The organism is Actinomadura sp. NPDC048394 (genome assembly GCF_040651755.1).
GTDB lineage: Bacteria > Actinomycetota > Actinomycetes > Streptosporangiales > Streptosporangiaceae > Spirillospora > Spirillospora montaniterrae.
Genome location: NZ_JBEZJL010000013.1, coordinates 39,502 through 58,096, shown reverse-complemented (window position 1 = coordinate 58,096; position 18,595 = coordinate 39,502). Strand labels below are relative to the sequence as shown.

Here is an 18,595-nt window from a genome sequence, read left to right as displayed (position 1 = left end):
GCTCTCCGCTGCCGCACGGGCAGGGTCAAGCCGGGCGAACGGCGCAGACTCTCCCCTGAGGGGAGACCCCAGAATGGGCGGCATGACGTACCTGTCCATCGGGGACTTCTCGCGCGCCACCCACATGAGCGTGAAGACGCTGCGGCACTACCACCGCGTCGGGCTCCTCGAACCCGCCCACGTGGACCCGGCCACCGGCTACCGCCGCTACACCGCCGAGCAGATCCCGACCGCGCAGGTCATCCGCCGCTTCCGCGACCTCGGCATGCCGCTCGACGACATCGACGCGGTGCTCGCGGCGCCGGACGTGCACGCCCGCAACGAGCGGATCGTCGCGCACCTGCACCGGCTGGAGGACGACCTCGGCCGCACGCGGCGCGCCGTCGCCTCGCTGCGCGACCTCCTCGCGCCTCCCCCGGCGGACGCGTCCGCGAACGTCGAGCTGCGCAGCGTGCCGGCGGTCCCGGCCGCGTCCATCACCGAGGTCGTCGACGTCGCCGACATGGCCGCGTGGTTCCAGGGCGCGCTCGGCGAGCTGTACGGGACGCTCGCCGCGCAGGACGTCTCCGAGACCGGACACGCGGGCGGCGTCTTCGCCGACGAGCTGTACACCCGGCATCGCGGCGAGGCGACCATCTTCGTGCCGTGCGCGGGGACCGTCCGGCCGATGGGCCGCGTCGTCGCGCGGGAGGTGCCGGCGGCGGAGCTCGCCGTCATCACGCACCACGGCCCGCCCGACGAGGTGGATCGTTCCTACGGCACGCTCGCCGCCTACGTGTCGCGGCACGCGCTCGCCGTGGACGGCCCCATGCGCGAGTACTACCTCGTCGGCCGCCGCGACACCCCCGACGCGTCCCGCTGGCGCACCGAGATCGGCTGGCCCGTCTTCCAGACCGCCCCGGCCCGCTAAGCGGACGCGATGGCCCGGCGCGTTAGGCGGGTGCGTGGCCTGGCTTGTTGGCGCGGCGCGTTAGGCGGGTGTGGTGGTGGCCCGCTCGCATTAGGCGGGGCCGCTACGTGGGCGCGTTGGGGCGGGGTTAGGCGGGGTGCTTGGTGCGGGTTTCGGGGAGTGCTGAGAGGTCCTCGCCGACCTGGCGGAGGCCTTCGAGGTCGTGGACGTCCTCGGCCTGCGCGGGGACGGCGGTGACCGGGACCGTCGGGTGCGTCGACGCGAAGTGGTCGCGGAGGCGCTCCTCGCGAGCGGCGAGCTGCATGCGGTCGGTGTGCAGGCGCAGCAGCGCGGCGGTCAGCGTGTGCTCGCCGCGCTCCTCCAGCGTCTCGGCCGCGGCCTGGCTGCGCGCGGCGGACAGCCCGTCCGCGGCGGACTCGTGGACGCGGTTGACGACGAGCCCGGCGAGCGGCATCCGCTCCTCGGCGAGCCGTTCCACGAAGTAGGACGCCTCGCGCAGCGCGTCCGGCTCCGGCGCGGCGACGACGAGGAACGCGGTGCCGGGGGTCTGCAGCAACTTGAACGTCTTCTCGGCGCGCTCGCGGAACCCGCCGAACATCGTGTCGAACGCGGCCACGAACGTCTGCACGTCGCGGAGCAGCTGGACGCCGAGGACCTTGTTGATCGCGCCGGTGAACATGCCGAACCCGGCGCTGATCACCTTGACGCCGAACCGGCCGCCGGTCTTGGCGGGGGCGGCGAGGATCTTCATGAAGCGGCCGTCGAGGAAGCGGCCCATCCGCTCGGGGGCGTCCAGGAAGTCGAGGGCGTTGCGGGACGGCGGGGTGTCGACGATGATCAGGTCCCAGGCGCCGGAGCGGTGCAGCTGCCCGAGCTTCTCCATCGCCATGTACTCCTGCGTGCCGGACAGCGACGAGGAGAGCGACTGGTAGAAGGGGTTGGCGAGGATCTGCTTGGCCCGGTCCGGGTCGGCGTGCGCCTCGACGATCTCGTCGAAGGTGCGCTTCATGTCGAGCATCATGGCGTGCAGCTCGCCGTCGCCGTCGATCTCGATCTTGCGCGGGTTGTTGTCCAGCTCGGACAGGCCCATGGACTGGGCGAGGCGGCGCGCCGGGTCGACGGTGAGGACGACGACGTCGCGGCCGCGCTCGGCGGCCCGCACGCCGAGGGCCGCGGCGGTGGTGGTCTTGCCCACGCCGCCGGACCCGCAGCACACGATGATCTTGGTGCGCGGGTCGTCGAGCAGCGCGTCGACGTCCAGCGCGGGCGGGTTCTTGCCGGTCACGAGCCTCTCCCCCATCAAGCGGCACCTTGCGCGCGCAGCGCGGCGGCCAGGTCGTACAGGCCGGCGAGGTCCATGCCGTCGGACAGCATCGGCAGCGTGTAGCGGGGCCGGTCGACGGACTCCAGCCGCTCCTTCTCGCGGCGCTGCAGCGCGGTGCGGCGGGCGTGCTCGCCGGCCTCGGCGGCCAGGACCGCGGCGATGGACTCGGCGTCGTGCTCCAGCCCGGCGGCCTTCACGCCGCGCAGGATCTCGTCGGTGTCGAGGGCGCCGGCGGCGGCCGCGGCGAGGTCGTCCTCGGACAGCACCGGCTGGTGCTCCATGTTGACGATGACGCCGCCGACGGGCAGCCCCACCTCGGTGAGCTCGCGGATGCCGTCCATCGTCTCCTGGACGGGCATCTCCTCCAGCAGCGTGACGAAGTGGACGGCGGTCTCGGGGCTGCGCACGACCTTCATCACGGTGTCGGCGTGGTTGCGGACCGGGCCGACCTTCGCGAGCCCGGAGACCTCGTCGTTGACGTTGAGGAACTTGGTGATCCGGCCGGTGGGCGGGGCGTCCATGACGACGGCGTCGTAGATGAACGAGCCGTCCTTCTTCCTGCGCCGCACGGACTCGGAGGTCTTGCCGGTGAGGATCACGTCGCGCAGGCCGGGGGCGATCGTGGTGACGAAGTCGACGATGCCGAGCTTGGTCATCGCCTTCCCGGCGCGCTTGAGGTTGTAGAACATCTCGAGGTACTCGATGAGCGCCTCTTCGGTGTCGACGGCGAGCGCGTAGACGTCCCCGCCGTCCGGGGCGACGGCGACGCGGCGCTCCTCGTAGGGCAGCGGCGGGCAGTCGAAGAGCTGGGCGATGCCCTGCCGGCCCTCCACCTCGACGAGCAGGACCTTGCGGCCGCCGGCGGCCAGGGCCAGGGCGAGTGCGGCAGCGACGGTCGTCTTGCCCGTGCCGCCCTTGCCGGTGACGACATGGAGGCGTACGCCGTCCCAGTCGGTGTCTCTCGCGCTCACCCGATCGACCATATCGTTCACTCGGCAAGGACTTGAGAGGGCGCCCTCCCTGATGCAAGTGATCCCTGACACGGTGCCGTACCCGTGGGTAGATCGCTCGCCGGGGCCGTTGTGCCGGGCGTGCCCGCGAGGTTAGCTGGGAAACGTGAGACCGGTCCTCGGGCCGGTACGTCCGGACCCGGGCGGGTCCGGACCGTCCACGTCGGAAAGGTGGCCCGTGATGGCAGCGGTGGCCCTGATCATTGTGCTGATCGTCGTGGTGGGCGGTTTGATCACGCTCGCCTCGTCGCTGCGGGTCGTGCAGCAGTTCGAGCACGGCATCGTGTTCCGGTTCGGCCAGGTGCAGCGCGGCGGGCAGCTGCGGCCCGGCGCCGTCCGCCGGCCCGGGCTGACGGCGATCATCCCGTACATCGAGCGGATGCAGAAGGTGAACCAGCAGACGGTCACGATGGGGGTGCCGGCGCAGGACGGCATCACCCAGGACAACGTGAGCGTCCGGGTCGACGCGGTCGTCTACTTCCGGGTGGTGGACCCGGTGAAGGCGATCGTGAACGTGCAGAACTACGGCTACGCGATCTCGCAGGTGGCGCAGACGTCGCTGCGGTCGGCGATCGGCCAGGCGGACATGCAGGAGCTGCTCGGCGAGCGGGAGAAGATCAACGTCCGGCTGCGCTCGATCATCGACGAGATCACCCAGGACCCGTGGGGGATCCTGATCGAGCGGGTGGAGATCAAGGACGTCTCGCTGCCGGAGGGCATGAAGCGGTCGATGGCCCGGCAGGCGGAGGCGGAGCGGGAGCGGCGCGCCCGCATCATCACGGCGGACGGCGAGTTCCAGGCGTCCAAGCGGCTGGCCGCGGCGGCGGAGATCATGTCGCAGGACCCGGCGGCGCTGCAGCTGCGGCTGCTGCAGACGGTCGTGGAGGTGTCGGCGGAGAAGAACAGCACGCTGGTGATGCCGCTGCCGGTGGAGATCCTGCGGTTCTTCGACAAGATGAGCGGCGGCGGGGACGGCGGGTCCCAGTCCGCGGCGAACCGCCTCGACCTGCGGGAGCGGCTCGCGAAGGCGGAGGAGGACCTGGCGAAGGCGGCCGAGCAGCCGTCGACGCTGGAGTCGGCGGAGGACGTCCCGCCGGTCATCGGGCTGGACGACCCGCGTCCGCACCACGGGCTGGCGCGCGGCGAGCGGTCCGACGAGGTGCAGGGTCCTCGCGAGGGCGAGCGGCGCGGCATCGCGGGCGGCGACCGGCCGGCCGGCGGGGGCGCCCCTGAGGAGGAGCCCCCCACCGACTTCTGACGCTCCGCCGTCCACCGTCCCCGCGCGTGCCTCAGGGAGCCGCGGGGGCGGGGACGGGCTCGGGTTCGGGCTCGGGGGCGTTCGGCATGGTCAGGGCGCGGACGCCGGGGACCGCGGCCGTCCCCAGGCAGCTCCCGCCGACCAGCACCGCGCTGATCATCAGGGGGACGGACGTGCCCCACGCGGACGCGGCCAGCGGGGCGAGCGCGTAGCCGAGCGGCGCGGCCCCCAGCGAGAGCAGCCAGTCGTACGAGGTGACGCGTGCCAGCGACCGTCGCGGGACGGTCAGCTGGACGACGGTCTCCCAGGTCGGGTTGAGCACGCCGAGCCCGGTGAGCGCGAGCCCGTACGCGGCGATGACCAGCGGCGCGGGCGCGGCGACGGCCAGCAGCGCGAGCGGCAGCGCGAACACGGCGAGGCCGAGGTTGGCGACGAGCACGGGCCGGTGCGGCCGGACGCGGGCGGCGAGCAGCGCGCCGGCGACCAGGCCGACGGCGCCGACCTGCACCGTCGCGACCCAGGCGCCCTCGCCGCCGAGCCGGTCGACGGCGATGGCGGGGCCGAGGGTGAGCAGCACGGCGGACGCGCCGTTCCAGATCGCGTGCGCGATCAGGCTCGTCCAGTACCAGTCGCGGGAGCGGACCTCGGTCCAGCCTTCGGCGAGGTCGCGGAGCATGCCGCGGCCGGGTTCGCCGTCCGGGCGGTCCGGGGCGGGGGCGCGGCGGACGCGGGCGAGGGCGAGCAGCGCGGCGCTGGCGGCGAACGAGGCGGAGTCGAGCAGGAACGTCCAGCCCGGCCCGGCGGTGAGGACGAGCGTGCCGGCGATGGCGGGCCCGGCCAGCCGGGTGGCGCCGTTGGCGGTGCCGATCAGCGCGTTGGCCTTGTGCAGGGCGCCCGCCTCGACCGTGCCGGTGATCATCGGGGAGATCGTCGGGGTCTGGAACGCGGACGCGGCGCCGCCGACCGCCTGCGCGACGGCGAGGTGCCAGAGCCGGGGGTGGCCGCCGAGCAGTTCGAGCGCGGCGAACAGCTGCGCGCCGCAGCCGGCGAGGTCGGTGGCGACGGCGACGGCGCGGGCGTTGAGCCGGTCGGCGAGGACGCCGCCGAGGGGCAGCAGGAGCAGGCGCGGCACCATCGCGCAGCCGAGCACGAGGGCGAGCGCGGACGTGGAGCCGGTGGCGCGCAGCACGGCGAGGGCGAGCGCCGCGGGCACGGCGGCGTCGCCGGTGAGGGACAGCACGCGGGCGGTGAACAGCAGCCGGAAGTCCCGGCCGCGCAGGGGATGGGCCATGACCGGAATGTAGTTCGACAGCGAACTATTCGTCAAAGAATTATTCGCCACGGAAGTGATGGGGGTCGTACGATCCGTGCATGGGCGGCAGCAGGAGCGGCGGGCCGGAACCGCGCGACCGGGGGGACGGCGCGGAACCGCGCGACCAGGGAGGCGGCGCCGAACCGCGCGACCGGACCGACGAGCACATCGTGCGGTGGACGCGGATCCTGCCCGACCTCGATCCCGACATCGAGGGCTCCGTCACCCGGATGGTCCGCTTCGTGGAGCACATCAGGCGGGTGAAGGACCGCTCGCTCGTCGAGTACGACCTGCACCGGCACGAGTACGACACCCTGCAGGCGCTCGGCGGCCGGCACGGCACCGCCGCCCCCTCCGAGCTCGCCGCCGACCTCGGCATGCCGCCGAACTCGGTCACCGGCCGGCTCGACGCGCTGGAGCGGCGCGGGTTCGTCCGCCGGACGCCGTCGGCGACGGACCGGCGGCGCGTCCAGGTCGAGCTGACCGACGAGGGCCGCGCCGCGTGGCTCGGCGCGATGGGCGGCGTCGGGCACGAGGAGTACCGGCTGCTCGGCGGCCTGACCGCGGACGAGCGCCGCACCCTGGCGGACCTCCTGCGGCGCGTGATGGTCCGCGCCGAGCAGGAGGCCCGGGAGAGCTGACGGCCGAGGGGCGGCGGTCATGCCGCGTGGACCGGCTCCGGGTAGTCCTTCAGCTTGATCGACGTGGCGGCCTGCGTGGCCAGCTTGTCGAGGACCTTCGTGAGCGGCCCCCGGGTCAGCAGCTTGTACACGGTGGCGCGGCGGCGCAGCGCGCCCGCGCTCTTCGGGGCGAAGAACCCGCCGACGCCGCCCGCGACCCGCTGGCACGCCGTGGTGAACTTCTTGATCTCCTTCTCGTAGGCGGCGAACGCGGCGCGGTGGTCGCCGCCGGCCGCGGCCAACTCGCCCGCCAGCACGTACGCGCAGACGACGGCCAGCCCGGTGCCCATCCCGCCGCAGGTCGCGCCGTACCCGGCGTCGCCGAGCAGCGCGACGCGGCCCTTCGTCCACGAGTCCATCCGGACGATGCTGATCGAGTCGCAGTAGAAGTACGGCGCGTTCCACATGTCCTGCAGCAGGGTGCCGGTGTGCCAGCCCATGCCCTGGAACCGGTCGGCCAGCGCGCGCTTCTGCCCGTCCACGTCGCGGTGGTGCGGGCGGAGGCGGTCGTCGGTGAACACGCACATCACGTTCGCGCCGGCGCCGCCGCGCGTCGGGTAGGCCGACACGCCGCGCCCGACCTCGCTGTACAGCTTGCCGGTGTCGAGGCCGAGCCGGTTCGGCGCCTCGAAGATCGCGACGTGGTGGCCGGAGTCCTTCACGTACTGCGACTCGTCCCCGAAGGCGAGCCGCCGGACGTTGGAGTGCAGCCCGTCCGCGCCGATGACCAGGTCGAACACGCGGGGCGCGGCGCGCTCGAAGGTGACGTGCACACCCTCCCCGGTGTCGGCCATCGCCGCGATCGAGTCGCCGAAGACGTACTCGACGCGGTCGCGGGTCAGCGTGTAGAGGATCTCGGCGAGGTCGCCGCGGTGGATCTCCACCTCGCCGCCGGTGAAGGAGTCGGGCAGGCTGACCTGGACGCGTCCGTCCGCGTCGATCAGGTCGAGCGCCCCGCCGTGCGTCTGCCGCCGCCGGATCTCGTCCAGGACGCCCATCTTCTCCAGCACGCTCAGGTGGACCTCGCCGCGGAAGTCGACGGCCTGCCCGCCGGGCCGGATCGCCGGGGCCTTCTCCACGACCGTCACCCGGTGGCCGTGCCGGCTCAGCCAGTAGGCCAGGGACGGGCCCGCGATGCTCGCACCCGAGATCAGCACGTTCATGGTCATCGTCGTCTCCGTTCGTCGTCGCCGTCGACACAGAGACTCGGCGGGCACGCTGACCGCCGGCGCACCGCTCGCTGACCGCGGTGCGTCCGGCGGGGTCAGCCGGCGTCAGCCCAGGTCAGGCGGGGCCAGCCCGGCTCGGGCGTTCACGGCGGTTCACTCGGTCGTGAGGACGAGCCGTCCGCGCAGCCCGCCCGCCTCCAGCCGTTCGTGCGCCTTCGCGGCCTCTTCCAGCGGGTACGTGCCGGCGACGCGGAGCGTGAGGCGGCCCGCGTCGACGAGCGCGGACAGCTGCTCCAGCCGCGCGCCGTCCGCCCTTATCCACACGTTGTGGACGGTGATGCCGCGCAGCGGCACCGGGGCGGCCGGGCCGCCGCTGACGGCGACGAACACGCCGCCGCCGCGCACCGCGTCGAGCGCCGCGATCGACAGGAGCGCCGCGTCCAGCGCGCCGTCCACCCCGCCCGGGACGAGCGCGCGCACCGCGTCGCCGAGGTGGGCGCCGCGCGGCACGAACCACTCGGCGCCCAGCCCGCGGACCAGCGCCTCGTCCGCCTCCGACGCCGCCGCGACGACCCGCAGCCCGCGCAGGACGGCGAGCTCCACCGCGAATCCGCCGAGCGCGCCCGCCGCGCCCGTGACGAGGAGCGTGCTCCCGGCCGGGAGGTCCAGCAGGTCGAGGGCCTGCGACGCGGTGAGCCCGTTCAGCGGGAGCGTCGCGGCCTCGGCGAGGGACGCGGAGCGCGGCGCGCGCGCGACGGCCGACGCGTCCAGGACGATCGCGTCCGCGTAGGCGCCGAGCGGGACGTCCAGCCGGTCCCGCAGGCCGAGGACCCGGTCGCCGGGCGCGAACCGGACGACGTCCGGGCCGACCGCGTCGACGGTCCCGGCGACGTCCCAGCCGATGCCGATCGGGCCGCGCGACCCGAACGGCGGCATCAGCCCGGCGTCGGCGAGCAGCCCGGCGCGGGTCGCCGCGTCCACCGGGTTCACGCCGGCCGCCGCCGTCCGGATCCTCACCTGCCCGGGTCCCGGGCTCGGCTCCCGGACCTCGACGGCCTCCAGCGCGGCCGGCCCGCCGGGCTTCTCCACGATGATCGCGCGCATGCCGAAACTCCGTTCCTGACGTGGGAGGGAGCGGGGAGGACCCCCGCGATGAGCCCACTGTCACCCGGAACATCGCGGCGCTGGAAGAGGTTACTTACGAGTGCGATCGGCACCCGGAGGTGAGCCCGCAGCATGACGACGATGACCGCGGCCGAGCGGCGCCAGGAGGCGAAGGCCGCGTTCGACTCCTACATGGACGCCTGCCCGACCCATGACGTCCTCGGCGTGATCGGCAACAAGTGGACCTCGGTGGTCCTGTTCCAGCTGACGCAGGGGCCGCGCCGGTACGCCGACCTCGCGCGCGCCCTGCCGGGCGTCAGCGCCAAGATGCTCACGCAGACGCTCCGCTCGCTCGAGCGGGACGGGTTCGTGGCGCGCAGCGTGACCCCGTCCGTGCCGGTCCAGGTCGAGTACGCGCTGACGCTGCTGGGCGAGCGCCTCGTCCCGCTGCTCGCGTCCGTCCGGCATTTCGCCGAGCACAACATCGCCGAGATCCGCGCCTCCCGCGAACACTACGACGCCGCCGCGGACCGACCCCCGGCCCCCGACGAAGCAGCACGTTCCTGAAAGCGCCCGCGCGGTGCGGCGGGCCATGATCCCCGGGTGAACGCATTCGGCGAGCGACCCGGAGGTCGAGCATGCCCACCGCAGTGATCGCGGTCGTCGCGGTCTTCTTCCTCGGGATGGGGGTCTACGGCCTCGTCGCCCCGGCCGCGCTGATCAGGCCGTTCGGGGTGGTGCTGGGGTCGGCGGCCGCCCGGACGGAGGTCCGCGCCGTCTACGGGGGCTTCGGCGTGGCGATGGCGGGGCTGCTCGCCGCGGCGGCCGCCGACGTCCACGGCGTCCGGGAGGGCGCCGTCATCGCGGTGGCGTGCGCGCTCGCCGGGATGGCCGCCGGGCGGCTCGTCGGATGGGCCGCGGACCGCTCCGGCGGCTTCTACCCGACGTGGTTCTACTTCTGCGTGGAGGCCGCCGCCGCGGGCGCGCTGGTGGCGGCGCTCTGAAGCCGGGTTCGGGCGGGCCCCGGAGGTGTTGATCGCTAGGCTGAAACCCATGAAGAAGTGGGAGTACGCGACCGTTCCGCTGCTGGTGCACGCGACCAAGCAGATCCTCGACAACTGGGGCCAGGACGGGTGGGAGCTCGTCACCGTCCTGCCGGGCCCGAACCCGGAGAACCTGGTGGCCTACTTCAAGCGCGAGATCCAGTCGTAGCCGCCCGGATAATTGATCAGCAAGCACCCGAGGCCTCAACGAGGAGGAACGCCATGAGCACGCCCGAAGAGCGCATCATCGAGCTGGGGCTGGAGCTGCCGGAGGTCGTCACGCCGCTGGCGTCGTACGTCCCGACCGCGCGGACGGGCTCGCTCGTCTACACCTCCGGGCAGGTCCCGCTGGTGAAGGGCGAGATCAAGGTGACCGGCAAGGTCGGCGCGGAGGTCTCCGCCGAGGTGGCCGCCGAGCAGGCCCGGATCTGCGCGCTGAACTGCGTCGCGGCGCTGAAGGCCGAGCTCGGCGAGCTGTCGCGGGTGGTGCGGATCGTCAAGGTCGTCGGGTTCGTCGCGTCCGCGCCGGACTTCTACGGCCAGCCGCAGGTGATCAACGGCGCCAGCGACCTGCTGGGCGAGGTGTTCGGGGACGCGGGCAAGCACGCGCGCAGCGCCGTGGGCGTCGCCGTGCTGCCGCGCAACGTGCCCGTCGAGGTCGAGCTGATCGCCGAGGTCTCCTGACCTGCGGCGGGCCCGCCACCCGCCCGTGGCCGGGCCCCTGGTCCGGGGCCTGGCGGACGGGACGCCGGGGTTGACGGAATGCCATTCGGTATGTCCGAATGAACCGCCATGAGTGCGACGAGTTGGGCGGGGCGATGGTGAACGGGCTGAAGCTGCCGGAGACGATGCGGGACCAGATCGACGACATCCTGTCCGGCAGGGCGCGGCCCGCCCCCGCCCGGCACGCCGCCACCGTCGTCGTCCTGCGCGACCACGACCGGCACGGCCTGCAGGCGTTCATGCTGCGCCGGGTGCGGTCCATGGCGTTCGCGCCCGGCGCCTACGTCTTCCCCGGCGGCTCGGTCGACCCGCGCGACGGCGAGGCCGACCTCGCCTGGTCCGGGCCGTCCCCCGCGGAGTGGGGCGCGGCGTTCAAGGCCGACGAGAAGACCGCCCGCGAGCTGGTGTGCGCGGCGGTCCGGGAGACGTTCGAGGAGACGCTCGTCCTGCTGGCCGGCCCGACCGGCGACACGGTCGTGGACGACACCCGCGGCGACGACTGGGAGGCCGACCGGCAGGCGCTGCTGGACCGGTCCCAGTCGTTCGGCGGGTTCCTGGACCGGCGCGGCCTCGTGCTGCGCTCGGACCTGCTGCGCCCGTGGGCGCACTGGATCACCCCGAAGATCGAGCCGAAGCGCTACGACACCCGGTTCTTCGTCGCCGCGATGCCCGAGGGGCAGCGCGCGCGCGACGTCAGCACCGAGGCCGACCAGGTCGCGTGGGTGCGCCCTGCGGAGGCCGTGGAACGCGCGCAGGCCGGTGAATGGTTCATGCTGCCGCCGACCCTGGCGACGCTGAGCGAGCTGGCCGCGTTCGACACGGTCGCGGACGCGCTCGCCGCGCCCCGCGAGATCATCGTGCACGAGCCCACCGCCGAGATCATCGACGGCGAGGCGTGGCTGGTGCTGCCCGAGAAGGCCGCCGAGTACTACCCGAAGGGCTAGGGGCGGGACATGACGCCGAGCCGACGCCGGGGCCCGGGCGCGAGTCCGGGGGCCGGGGCGTGACGCCGGGGGCCGGGCCGTGACGCCGGGGGGCGGGGCGTGACGCGGCGGGTGCCGTGGTCGCGGGCCGTGATGTGGCGGCTGGCCGGCACGTCCGTGCTGCGGCACCTGGAGACGCTGGGCTGGAACCCGGTCCGCCACCCCGATCGGGCCTCGGGCAGGATGGGCGATATGAGCGAGATCGATGGGATGGGTACGGAACGGGCGACCTGCGTGCTCGCGCCGAACCCGTCCGCGATGACCCTGGACGGCACCAACACCTGGATCATCGGCGAGCCCGGCGCCGAGGAGGTCGTCGTCGTCGACCCCGGCCCCAAGGACGGCAAGCACCTGCGCCGCGTCGCGGACCTGATCGCCGGCCAGGGACGGCGGGTCGGGCTCGTCCTGCTCACCCACGGCCACCCCGACCACTCGGCGGGCGCCGCGAAGTTCGCCGAGCTCGCGGGGGGCGGCAAGGGGGGCGGCGTCAAGGTGCGGGCCCTCGACCCGGCGCACCGGCTCGGCGACGAGGGGCTCGGCGAGGGCGACGTCGTCACCACCGGCGGCCTCGAACTGCGGATCATGGAGACCCCGGGCCACAGCGACGACTCGCTCACGTTCTGGCTGCCGGCGGACCGCGCCGTCCTCACCGGCGACACCGTCCTCGGCTACGGGACCACCGTGCTGGAGGGCAAGCTCGGCGACTACCTGAGCTCGCTGGACCGGCTTCGCGCGTTCTCCGCCGACCAGGACGCGGCCGTGATCCTCCCCGGGCACGGCCCGAAACTGGACGACCCGCTCGCCGCCCTCGACCACTACATCGACCACCGGCGCGAGAGGCTCGCGCAGGTCGAGGCCGCCGTCGCGGCAGGCGCGCGCACGGCCCGCGAGGTCGTCGAGGTCGTCTACGCGGACGTCGACAAGTCGCTGTGGCCGGCGGCCGAGTGGTCCGTCCAGTCGCAGCTGGACTACCTGGACGAGCGCCCCTGACGCTCCGCGCGCCGCTGAGCGGAGGCCGGGACGGCCGCCGGCGCCGGCCTCGTCGGGCGGGCGGCCCCTACTTGGAGCGCTTGCGCAGCCGCTCGATGTCGAGGATCACCACGGCGCGCGCCTCGATCCGCAGCCAGTTGCGCTGCGCGAAGTCCGCGAGGGCCTTGTTGACCGTCTCCCGGGACGCGCCGACGAGCTGCGCCAGCTCCTCCTGGGTGAGGTCGTGGTGCACGTGCAGGCCCGCCTCGGACGGCTGCCCGAACCGCTCGGCGAGGTCCAGCAGCGCCTTCGCGACCCGGCCCGGCACGTCGGTGAAGACCAGGTCGGCCATCACGTCGTTGGTCTTGCGGAGCCGCTGCGCGAGCGCGCGCAGCAGTTGCACGGCGACCTCGGGGTGCCCGGTCAGCCACGGCCGCAGGTCGTCGTGCCCGAGCCCGGCCAGCCGGCACTCGGTCACCGCGATCGCGCTGGCGGTGCGGGGCCGCGGGTCGAACAGCGACAGCTCGCCGAACATCTCGCTCGGGCCGAGCACGCTCAGCAGGTTCTCCCGGCCGTCCGGCGCCGTCCGGGTCAGCTTGATCTTGCCTTCCAGGACGACGTACAGCCGGTCGCCCGTCTCCCCCTCGTTGAAGAGCGTCTGGCCGCGGGCCAGGCGCACCTCCGTCACGTTGGCGCGCAGCGCCTTGGCACCCTGCTCGTCGAGGGCCTCGAAGAGCGGGGCTCTGCTCAGAACGTCCACGTCGCGGTCGGTCACGCTTCTCCTCCTCGAAACACCTACATGCATAGTGTGACGTACGTCCCACCGCGTACGTGAAGGTAGGGTCACGGCGCGCCGAAACGCAGGACCGCCTCCACGATCCCGTTCGCCCAGTGTACGGACCATCCGGTGAATGCCATCACACCGGTCTCTTCCCCGTTTTCCGGACGGGCCGGCGCCGCGGGCGGGTGCTCTATCGTGATCGGGTGCCGCAGTCCTCGCCCTCCCGGCTCCCGCGGGGCCGCCACGCGCTGTCCCGTGCGGAGGTCGACCGCGTCCACCGTGGGCGCCTGCTGTCCGCCATGGCCGAGGCGATGACCGAGAAGGGGTACGCCGGCACCTCCGTGGAGGACGTGCTGAAGCGGGCCCGGGTGTCCCGGCAGAGCTTCTACCGGCTGTTCTCGTCCAAGCTCGACTGCTTCATGGCGGCGTTCGACCAGGCCGGGCAGCTGGTGCGGGACCGGCTCGCGGAGGCGGCGCAGGGCGGCGCCGACCCGGCCGACCGGTTCGAGCGGGCGATCACCGTGTACCTGGACGTCCTCGCGTCCGAGCCGGGCTACGCGCGGGTGTTCCTGGTGGAGGTGTTCGCCGCCGGCCCGGAGGCCGTCGCGCGCCGCTCCGCCGTCCAGCGCGACCTGGCGGCGGCGCTCGCCGACCTGATGGGCGCGACCGGGGAGCGGGCGCGGTTCGCCTGCCAGGTCGTCGTCGCGGCGGTCGGGACGATGGTGACCCCGGCGGTCGCGTCCGGCGACATGGCGGCCCTCCGCGCCGTCGGCCCGCCGATCGTCGAGCACGTCCGCGCCCTCGCCCGCTCCGGCGTCCTCGACGGCTGACCTCAGCGGGAGGCGGCGGCGATCTCGGCTCGGACGGTCGGGGCCGGCGGGAGGGTGAAGGTCAGGCGGCCGGACGCGGTGGCCGTCGTGGTGATGCGGCGGGTTCCGGTCGTGACGGTGTAGCGGGCGCCCGGGCGGTAGGACGCGGGCGTGGTGACGGTCGCGGTGCCGCTCGACCTCAGGGTGAATCCGGTGGACGTGGCGCCGCTGAGCTCGCTGAACTCCCGGGGTGCGCGCCGGTCGAGGGAGACCGTCCAGCCCCACTGCGTCCAGGACCGGTCGATCGAGGTGTAGGAGACGCTCGCCGGCGGACGGGCCGGATGGGCGAACGCGCGCATCAGCGGGCCGATCTCCTGCCGCAGGTCCCGCGCCCAGTACGGGAACGTGTGCGTGCCGAAGGTGTAGTCGTCGAACCGGCTCGGGATGCCCAGCTCCTGGATGCGGCGGTGGAAGGTCAGCGTCGACTGGTGGGTGAGGGCCTCGATCCCGACCGCCGCCGGGTCGGGGATCCCCTGGTCGAGGGGCCCGGGCAGGCCGGTGGCGGTGTAGAGCGACAGCCGGGTCGCGCGCAGGTTGGCGGCGAGGGTGGCGGGGTCGTGGCCGCGCCAGTTGATCGCGTCGGCGAACCGCGAGCCGAAGATCGCGTCGGGCGGGACGCCGTCGTCCACGGCCGCGACGTAGGAGATCACGCCGTACGCGCCGGCGGCGGTGACCGGGTCGTAGGCGATGTCGGGGGCGCCGGAGAACGACGTCGCGGACCCGAACATGTCGGGATGCCGGGCGGCGTAGCTCATCGCGCCGAACCCGCCCTGCGACAGGCCCGCGACGGCCCTGCCGCGCCGGTCGGCCACGGTGCGCAGGTTGCGGTCGATCCAGGGGACGAGCTGCCCGACGTGGAACGTCTCCCACCGGGACGGGCCGAGCTTGGTCTTCGGGTCCGCCCAGTCGGTGAACCAGCCGCCGCCGTCGCCGTCGAACCCGGCGTCCGGCATGACGGTGATCAGCGGCTTCCCGGCGGTGGTGGCCTCGGCGCCGCCCTTCCGGACCCAGTCGGACGCGCGCCCTCCCGTCCCGTGGAACAGGTACAGGACGGGATACCGGGCGGTCTTCAGCGCGTCGTAGCCCGCCGGGAGCAGGATGCGGACGTCCACGGCCCGCCCCAGGGCGGCGGTGCCGACCCGGACCGCGTACTGCCGGTCGTCGATCCGCTGGACGCGCTCCACGTGGATGCCGGCGACGTCGGCGAACCGCACGGACGCCGCGAACCGCACGGGCGCGGTGGTCTGCGCTGCGGCGGGCTGCCATGCTCCGGCGGCGACCGCCAGCCCCGGGGTTCCCGCGAGCAGCAGCGTCGTGGTGATGAACCGTCGTGTGCGCATTCGGGACCTCCCGGGGGGCTGGGGTCAGCGTCGCGGACGGGGCTGGTCGGGACGCACGCGCAGCGCGGTGATCACGGTCGCGAGCATCTCGTAGTGGCCGGCGAGCATGCACAGCTCGACGCATTCGGGTTCGGTGAGCCGGGCCCGCAGGCGCGCCCAGGTCTCGTCGGAGAGGTCCTGCCGGTGGTGCAGTTCGTCCGCGGCGGCGAGGATCGCCTGCTCGCGAGGGCTCCAGCCGTCGGCGTCGGGGCCCTCCTTGAGGCGTTCGACGTCCGCCGCCCGGACCCCGGCGCGGCGCGCGAGCCGCACGTGGTGGTCGAACTCGTAGCGGCATTCGCGCAGGTGGGCGACGCGGAGGATCACCAGTTCGGTCTCGCGGCGCTTCAGCTTCCCGCCCGGCATGAGGCGCCCGCCGAACCAGAGCCAGCCGCGGAACAGGCCGCGCTGCCGCGCCAGGGTCAGGAACAGGTTGGGCGGGCCGGTCCCGGCGACCCGTCCGGAGACCGCGCAGATCAGCCAGTTGAGCGGCCCGACGTCGCGGCGGCCGCCGGGCGCCACGCGCGGCGCGTCCGGGGCGGCGCTCACAGCGCGCGGTCCGCTTGCGGGGTGGTTAGGGCGGCGTGCTCCTCGCGCGCGATCTCCAGCGCGCGACGCAGGCTCGGCTGGACGGTCCGGTCCAGCAGGGGCTGGATCGCCGCGCGCGCGGGCAGCGCCGCGGCCACCCACCGGGGCGCGACGATCCGGCGGGACCGGCGGGCGATGCCGCGCTCCAGCGCGTCGATCCCGGCCTTGAGGGGCGCGACCCGCGACACCATCGCCGCGCGCGCCCCCTGGGAGAGCGCCGCGGCGGCCTCGGTGCCGAACCCGCGGCTGGTCATGTCGGTGTCGAGCTCGCCGAAATAGGCGACGCCCGCCTTGGCGCCCCAGGGCCGCAGCTCGATGCGCAGCGTGTCGCCGAGCGCCTCGACCGCCGCCTTGGACGCGCTGTAGGCGCCGAGCAGCGGGAGGTGGAGGGCGGCGGCGAGCGACGCGACGCTCAGGGCGTAGCCGCGCCGGTGGCTGATGTGGGGGCCGGCGGCCGACAGCGTGTTGTGGACGCCGAGCACGTTGACCCGCAGGCTCTGCTCCAGCACCGCCGGGTCGCCGCCGATCACCGGCATCTGTGCGGCGACGCCCGCGTTCGCCACGACGACGTCCAGGCCGCCGAGCGCGCGCGCCGCTTCGTCTACGACGGTATGGACCCGGTCGCGGTCGGTCACGTCGCAGGTCCACCAGGGGGCGTCGCCGCAGCCGGCGGCGACGGGGCCGAGCAGGTCCGGTTCGAGGCCGGCCAGGGCGACCCGCGCGCCGCGCTCGTGCAGCCGGGCCGCGAGCGCCGCGCCGATGCCGCGCGCCGCCCCGGTGATCAGCACGCGCCGGCCCGCGAGGGTGGCCGTCCAGCGTGCGGAGTCGTAGATCATGCCGGGACGGTAGCATAAAAAAACAGACCCGTCTTTTTAAGGCGGGCACAGGTGCGCGTCCTGATGCTCAGGAAACTTCCAGAAACTTCGTAATCAAGTGAGTGTTCGGGCGTCTTACGGGGCGGCGGATGGCGACCTACGAGGGTTGTGATCAGATGCGTGCTCTGGGTTGGATGTCGTCGTGGTGACAGGCGCGGGGACCGCGGGGACCGCGGGGGCGGAGCCGGACGCCGATCTGGCGGCGGCCGCGGGCGCGGGCGACGAGCGGGCCTCGGACGAGCTGTACCGGCGGCACCATGCGGCGGTCCTCGGCTACGCCCGCGGGCTCGTCCGCGACCAGTACCTCGCCGAGGACCTCGCCAGCGAGGCGTTCACCCGGACGCTGGCGGCGCTGCGGCAGGGCCGCGGCCCCCGCGAGGCGTGCCGGCCCTACCTCTACACGGTCGTGCGGAACGCCGCCGTGGACTGGGCCCGCACCGACCGCCGCACCGTCGTCACCGACCAGGTCGCCGAATGGGCCGACGGCCCGCCCGAGGAGCTGCCCGACGTCGACGAGATGGACGCCCTCGTCCGCGCGTTCCGGTCGCTGCCCGAGCGCTGGCAGACCGTCCTGTGGCACACCGTCATCGAGGACGAGCCCGTCCAGCGCGTCGCGGAGATCCTCGGGATGGAGGCGGGGGCGGTCGCCCAGCTGTCCTTCCGGGCCCGCGAGGGGCTCCGGCAGGCGTACCTCGCCGCGAGCTGCGAGGGGCACCCGGACTGCGCGGAGTACACCGCGCAGCTCGCCGCGTCCGTCCGCCGGCCGGGCCGCCGCCGCAGCCGCGCGCTCCGCCGTCACCTGGAGTCTTGCGAGCGGTGCCGCCGTACCGCGGAGGAGATGGCCGACCTGAACGGGCGGCTGCGGCGGGCGCTCCCGATCGGCGCCGTGCTGCTGGCCGCCCCGACCGCCCCGTTCGGAGGCCTCGCCCCGGCCGCGTCGTTCCCCGCCTGGGCCGTCCCGGCGGGGGTCGCGGCGGCCACGGCGGCGGGCGTCCTGGCCGTCCTGTTCGCCACGGGCGGTGGCGGCGACGACCCGCCCGGCACGACCCGGGCCGCGCCGCCGACCGCCGCGTCCGCGTCCCCCGCGAGCACGCCCGCGCCGGACCGGGCGTCAACGGCGCCCGACCACGCGTCCGGGAAGAAGCCCGCCGGGCGCGGGCAGCCCGGCGGCCCGAACGGCGGGCCCGCCGGGGCCGGTCCGGCGGGCACCGGCCCCTACCGCGTGCGCAACACGACCCTCCAGTCCTGCCTGGCGCCCAGCGGCACGGATGTCGTCCAGCGCTCCTGCAGCGGCTCGGCGACGACCTGGCGCCGCAAGAACACCGCCGGCGGCTTCACCCTGACCAGCGTGTCCACGGGGAAATGCATGGCGCGCGGGCAGCTCTCGGCCGGTCCCATGTGGGAGGGCGGGCAGGAGTACTCCGTGGTGATGGCGTCCTGCGGCGGCGCGAACCAGGTGTGGAAGCTGGTGCAGTTCGGCGGCGTGTACCGGCTCGCCAACGGCGACGGCTGGTACCTGCAGGCGAGCTGGTCGGGCCTGCAGCCGGTGACGCTGAAACCGTCCTCGTACGCGGGAATGGCCGCCCAGGGCTGGGCCGTGAGCTGACCACTCCCGCGCACG

Annotated in this window: 20 protein-coding genes; 11 read left to right on the top strand and 9 right to left on the bottom strand. The window is 74.2% G+C overall.

All coding sequences use genetic code 11. From position 1 onward, the window contains the following. Positions 1-82 precede the first annotated feature (82 nt). Positions 83-910: a MerR family transcriptional regulator gene (locus AB0C78_RS11305; RefSeq protein ID WP_360745273.1), complete on the top strand. Its 828-nt coding sequence runs from the start codon at positions 83-85 to the stop codon at positions 908-910. Positions 911-1,037: 127 nt separating this feature from the next. Here AB0C78_RS11305 and AB0C78_RS11300 read toward each other — a convergent pair whose 3' ends face one another. Together AB0C78_RS11300 and AB0C78_RS11295 are read right to left on the bottom strand one after the other, a co-directional pair. After that, positions 1,038-2,210 (bottom strand): ArsA family ATPase, encoded by a 1,173-nt coding sequence (locus AB0C78_RS11300; protein WP_360745270.1) that lies wholly within the window; start codon positions 2,208-2,210, stop codon positions 1,038-1,040. After that, entirely contained in the window at positions 2,210-3,205 is a 996-nt protein-coding gene (locus AB0C78_RS11295; protein ID WP_151540240.1) for an ArsA-related P-loop ATPase, read from the bottom strand. Before AB0C78_RS11295 ends, AB0C78_RS11300 begins: the two co-directional genes overlap by 1 nt. 220 nt (positions 3,206-3,425) lie before the next feature. Between AB0C78_RS11295 and AB0C78_RS11290 the strand changes: the two genes are divergently transcribed. Further along, positions 3,426-4,502 carry an SPFH domain-containing protein gene (locus AB0C78_RS11290; RefSeq protein ID WP_360745267.1) on the top strand — a complete coding sequence of 359 codons (1,077 nt, stop codon included), beginning with the start codon at positions 3,426-3,428 and terminating at the stop codon, positions 4,500-4,502. Positions 4,503-4,533: 31 nt separating this feature from the next. Here AB0C78_RS11290 and AB0C78_RS11285 read toward each other — a convergent pair whose 3' ends face one another. Continuing rightward, positions 4,534-5,793, bottom strand: a complete 1,260-nt coding sequence (locus AB0C78_RS11285) for an MFS transporter (RefSeq protein WP_360745264.1) — start codon at positions 5,791-5,793, stop codon at positions 4,534-4,536. 80 nt (positions 5,794-5,873) lie between these two features. Here AB0C78_RS11285 and AB0C78_RS11280 point away from each other — a divergent pair, with 80 nt between their 5' ends. Beyond that, positions 5,874-6,455, top strand: a complete 582-nt coding sequence (locus AB0C78_RS11280; protein ID WP_360745261.1) for a MarR family transcriptional regulator — start codon at positions 5,874-5,876, stop codon at positions 6,453-6,455. Positions 6,456-6,472: 17 nt separating this feature from the next. Here the strand turns inward: AB0C78_RS11280 and AB0C78_RS11275 are convergent, their stop codons facing one another. Both AB0C78_RS11275 and AB0C78_RS11270 read right to left on the bottom strand, forming a co-directional pair. Further along, positions 6,473-7,663, bottom strand: a complete 1,191-nt coding sequence (locus AB0C78_RS11275; RefSeq protein WP_360745258.1) for an FAD-dependent monooxygenase — start codon at positions 7,661-7,663, stop codon at positions 6,473-6,475. Positions 7,664-7,816: 153 nt separating this feature from the next. Then, positions 7,817-8,767 carry an NADP-dependent oxidoreductase gene (locus tag AB0C78_RS11270; RefSeq protein WP_360745255.1) on the bottom strand — a complete coding sequence of 317 codons (951 nt, stop codon included), beginning with the start codon at positions 8,765-8,767 and terminating at the stop codon, positions 7,817-7,819. A gap of 132 nt (positions 8,768-8,899) precedes the next feature. On the opposite strand from AB0C78_RS11270, the gene AB0C78_RS11265 reads away from it, so the two are divergent. From AB0C78_RS11265 to AB0C78_RS11240, 6 genes are all read left to right on the top strand, one after another. Next, complete coding sequence (locus tag AB0C78_RS11265) at positions 8,900-9,334, top strand: helix-turn-helix domain-containing protein (protein ID WP_360745252.1); 435 nt, start codon at positions 8,900-8,902, stop codon at positions 9,332-9,334. Positions 9,335-9,405: 71 nt separating this feature from the next. Then, positions 9,406-9,771: a DUF4345 domain-containing protein gene (locus AB0C78_RS11260; protein ID WP_360745249.1), complete on the top strand. Its 366-nt coding sequence runs from the start codon at positions 9,406-9,408 to the stop codon at positions 9,769-9,771. 49 nt (positions 9,772-9,820) lie between these two features. Beyond that, positions 9,821-9,979, top strand: a complete 159-nt coding sequence (locus tag AB0C78_RS11255; RefSeq protein ID WP_151540233.1) for a DUF4177 domain-containing protein — start codon at positions 9,821-9,823, stop codon at positions 9,977-9,979. A gap of 53 nt (positions 9,980-10,032) precedes the next feature. Next, positions 10,033-10,494: a RidA family protein gene (locus tag AB0C78_RS11250; protein ID WP_360745245.1), complete on the top strand. Its 462-nt coding sequence runs from the start codon at positions 10,033-10,035 to the stop codon at positions 10,492-10,494. 164 nt (positions 10,495-10,658) lie between these two features. Further along, a complete protein-coding gene (locus AB0C78_RS11245; protein ID WP_360745549.1) occupies positions 10,659-11,477 on the top strand; it encodes an NUDIX hydrolase in 819 nt (272 codons plus the stop codon). A 99-nt stretch (positions 11,478-11,576) separates the two neighbouring features. After that, positions 11,577-12,506: an MBL fold metallo-hydrolase gene (locus tag AB0C78_RS11240; protein WP_360745242.1), complete on the top strand. Its 930-nt coding sequence runs from the start codon at positions 11,577-11,579 to the stop codon at positions 12,504-12,506. Between the two features lie 67 nt (positions 12,507-12,573). On the opposite strand, the gene AB0C78_RS11235 is transcribed toward AB0C78_RS11240, so the two are convergent. After that, positions 12,574-13,290, bottom strand: coding sequence for a Crp/Fnr family transcriptional regulator (locus AB0C78_RS11235; protein WP_151540231.1), 717 nt, complete (start codon positions 13,288-13,290; stop codon positions 12,574-12,576). Positions 13,291-13,469: 179 nt separating this feature from the next. On the opposite strand from AB0C78_RS11235, the gene AB0C78_RS11230 reads away from it, so the two are divergent. Continuing rightward, positions 13,470-14,096, top strand: coding sequence for a TetR/AcrR family transcriptional regulator (locus AB0C78_RS11230; RefSeq protein ID WP_151540230.1), 627 nt, complete (start codon positions 13,470-13,472; stop codon positions 14,094-14,096). 2 nt (positions 14,097-14,098) lie between these two features. Here the strand turns inward: AB0C78_RS11230 and AB0C78_RS11225 are convergent, their stop codons facing one another. The 3 genes from AB0C78_RS11225 to AB0C78_RS11215 are packed head-to-tail and all read right to left on the bottom strand — an operon-like array spanning position 14,099 to position 16,935. Continuing rightward, complete coding sequence (locus tag AB0C78_RS11225; RefSeq protein ID WP_360745239.1) at positions 14,099-15,475, bottom strand: alpha/beta hydrolase family protein; 1,377 nt, start codon at positions 15,473-15,475, stop codon at positions 14,099-14,101. 24 nt (positions 15,476-15,499) lie between these two features. Continuing rightward, complete coding sequence (locus AB0C78_RS11220; protein ID WP_360745236.1) at positions 15,500-16,060, bottom strand: carboxymuconolactone decarboxylase family protein; 561 nt, start codon at positions 16,058-16,060, stop codon at positions 15,500-15,502. Further along, on the bottom strand, positions 16,057-16,935 hold the full coding sequence (locus AB0C78_RS11215; protein ID WP_360745233.1) for an SDR family NAD(P)-dependent oxidoreductase: 879 nt from the start codon (positions 16,933-16,935) through the stop codon (positions 16,057-16,059). The genes AB0C78_RS11220 and AB0C78_RS11215 overlap by 4 nt, the downstream gene beginning before the upstream one ends. A gap of 181 nt (positions 16,936-17,116) precedes the next feature. On the opposite strand from AB0C78_RS11215, the gene AB0C78_RS11210 reads away from it, so the two are divergent. After that, positions 17,117-18,580, top strand: coding sequence for a sigma-70 family RNA polymerase sigma factor (locus AB0C78_RS11210; RefSeq protein ID WP_360745230.1), 1,464 nt, complete (start codon positions 17,117-17,119; stop codon positions 18,578-18,580). The last annotated feature ends 15 nt before the right edge of the window (positions 18,581-18,595 follow it).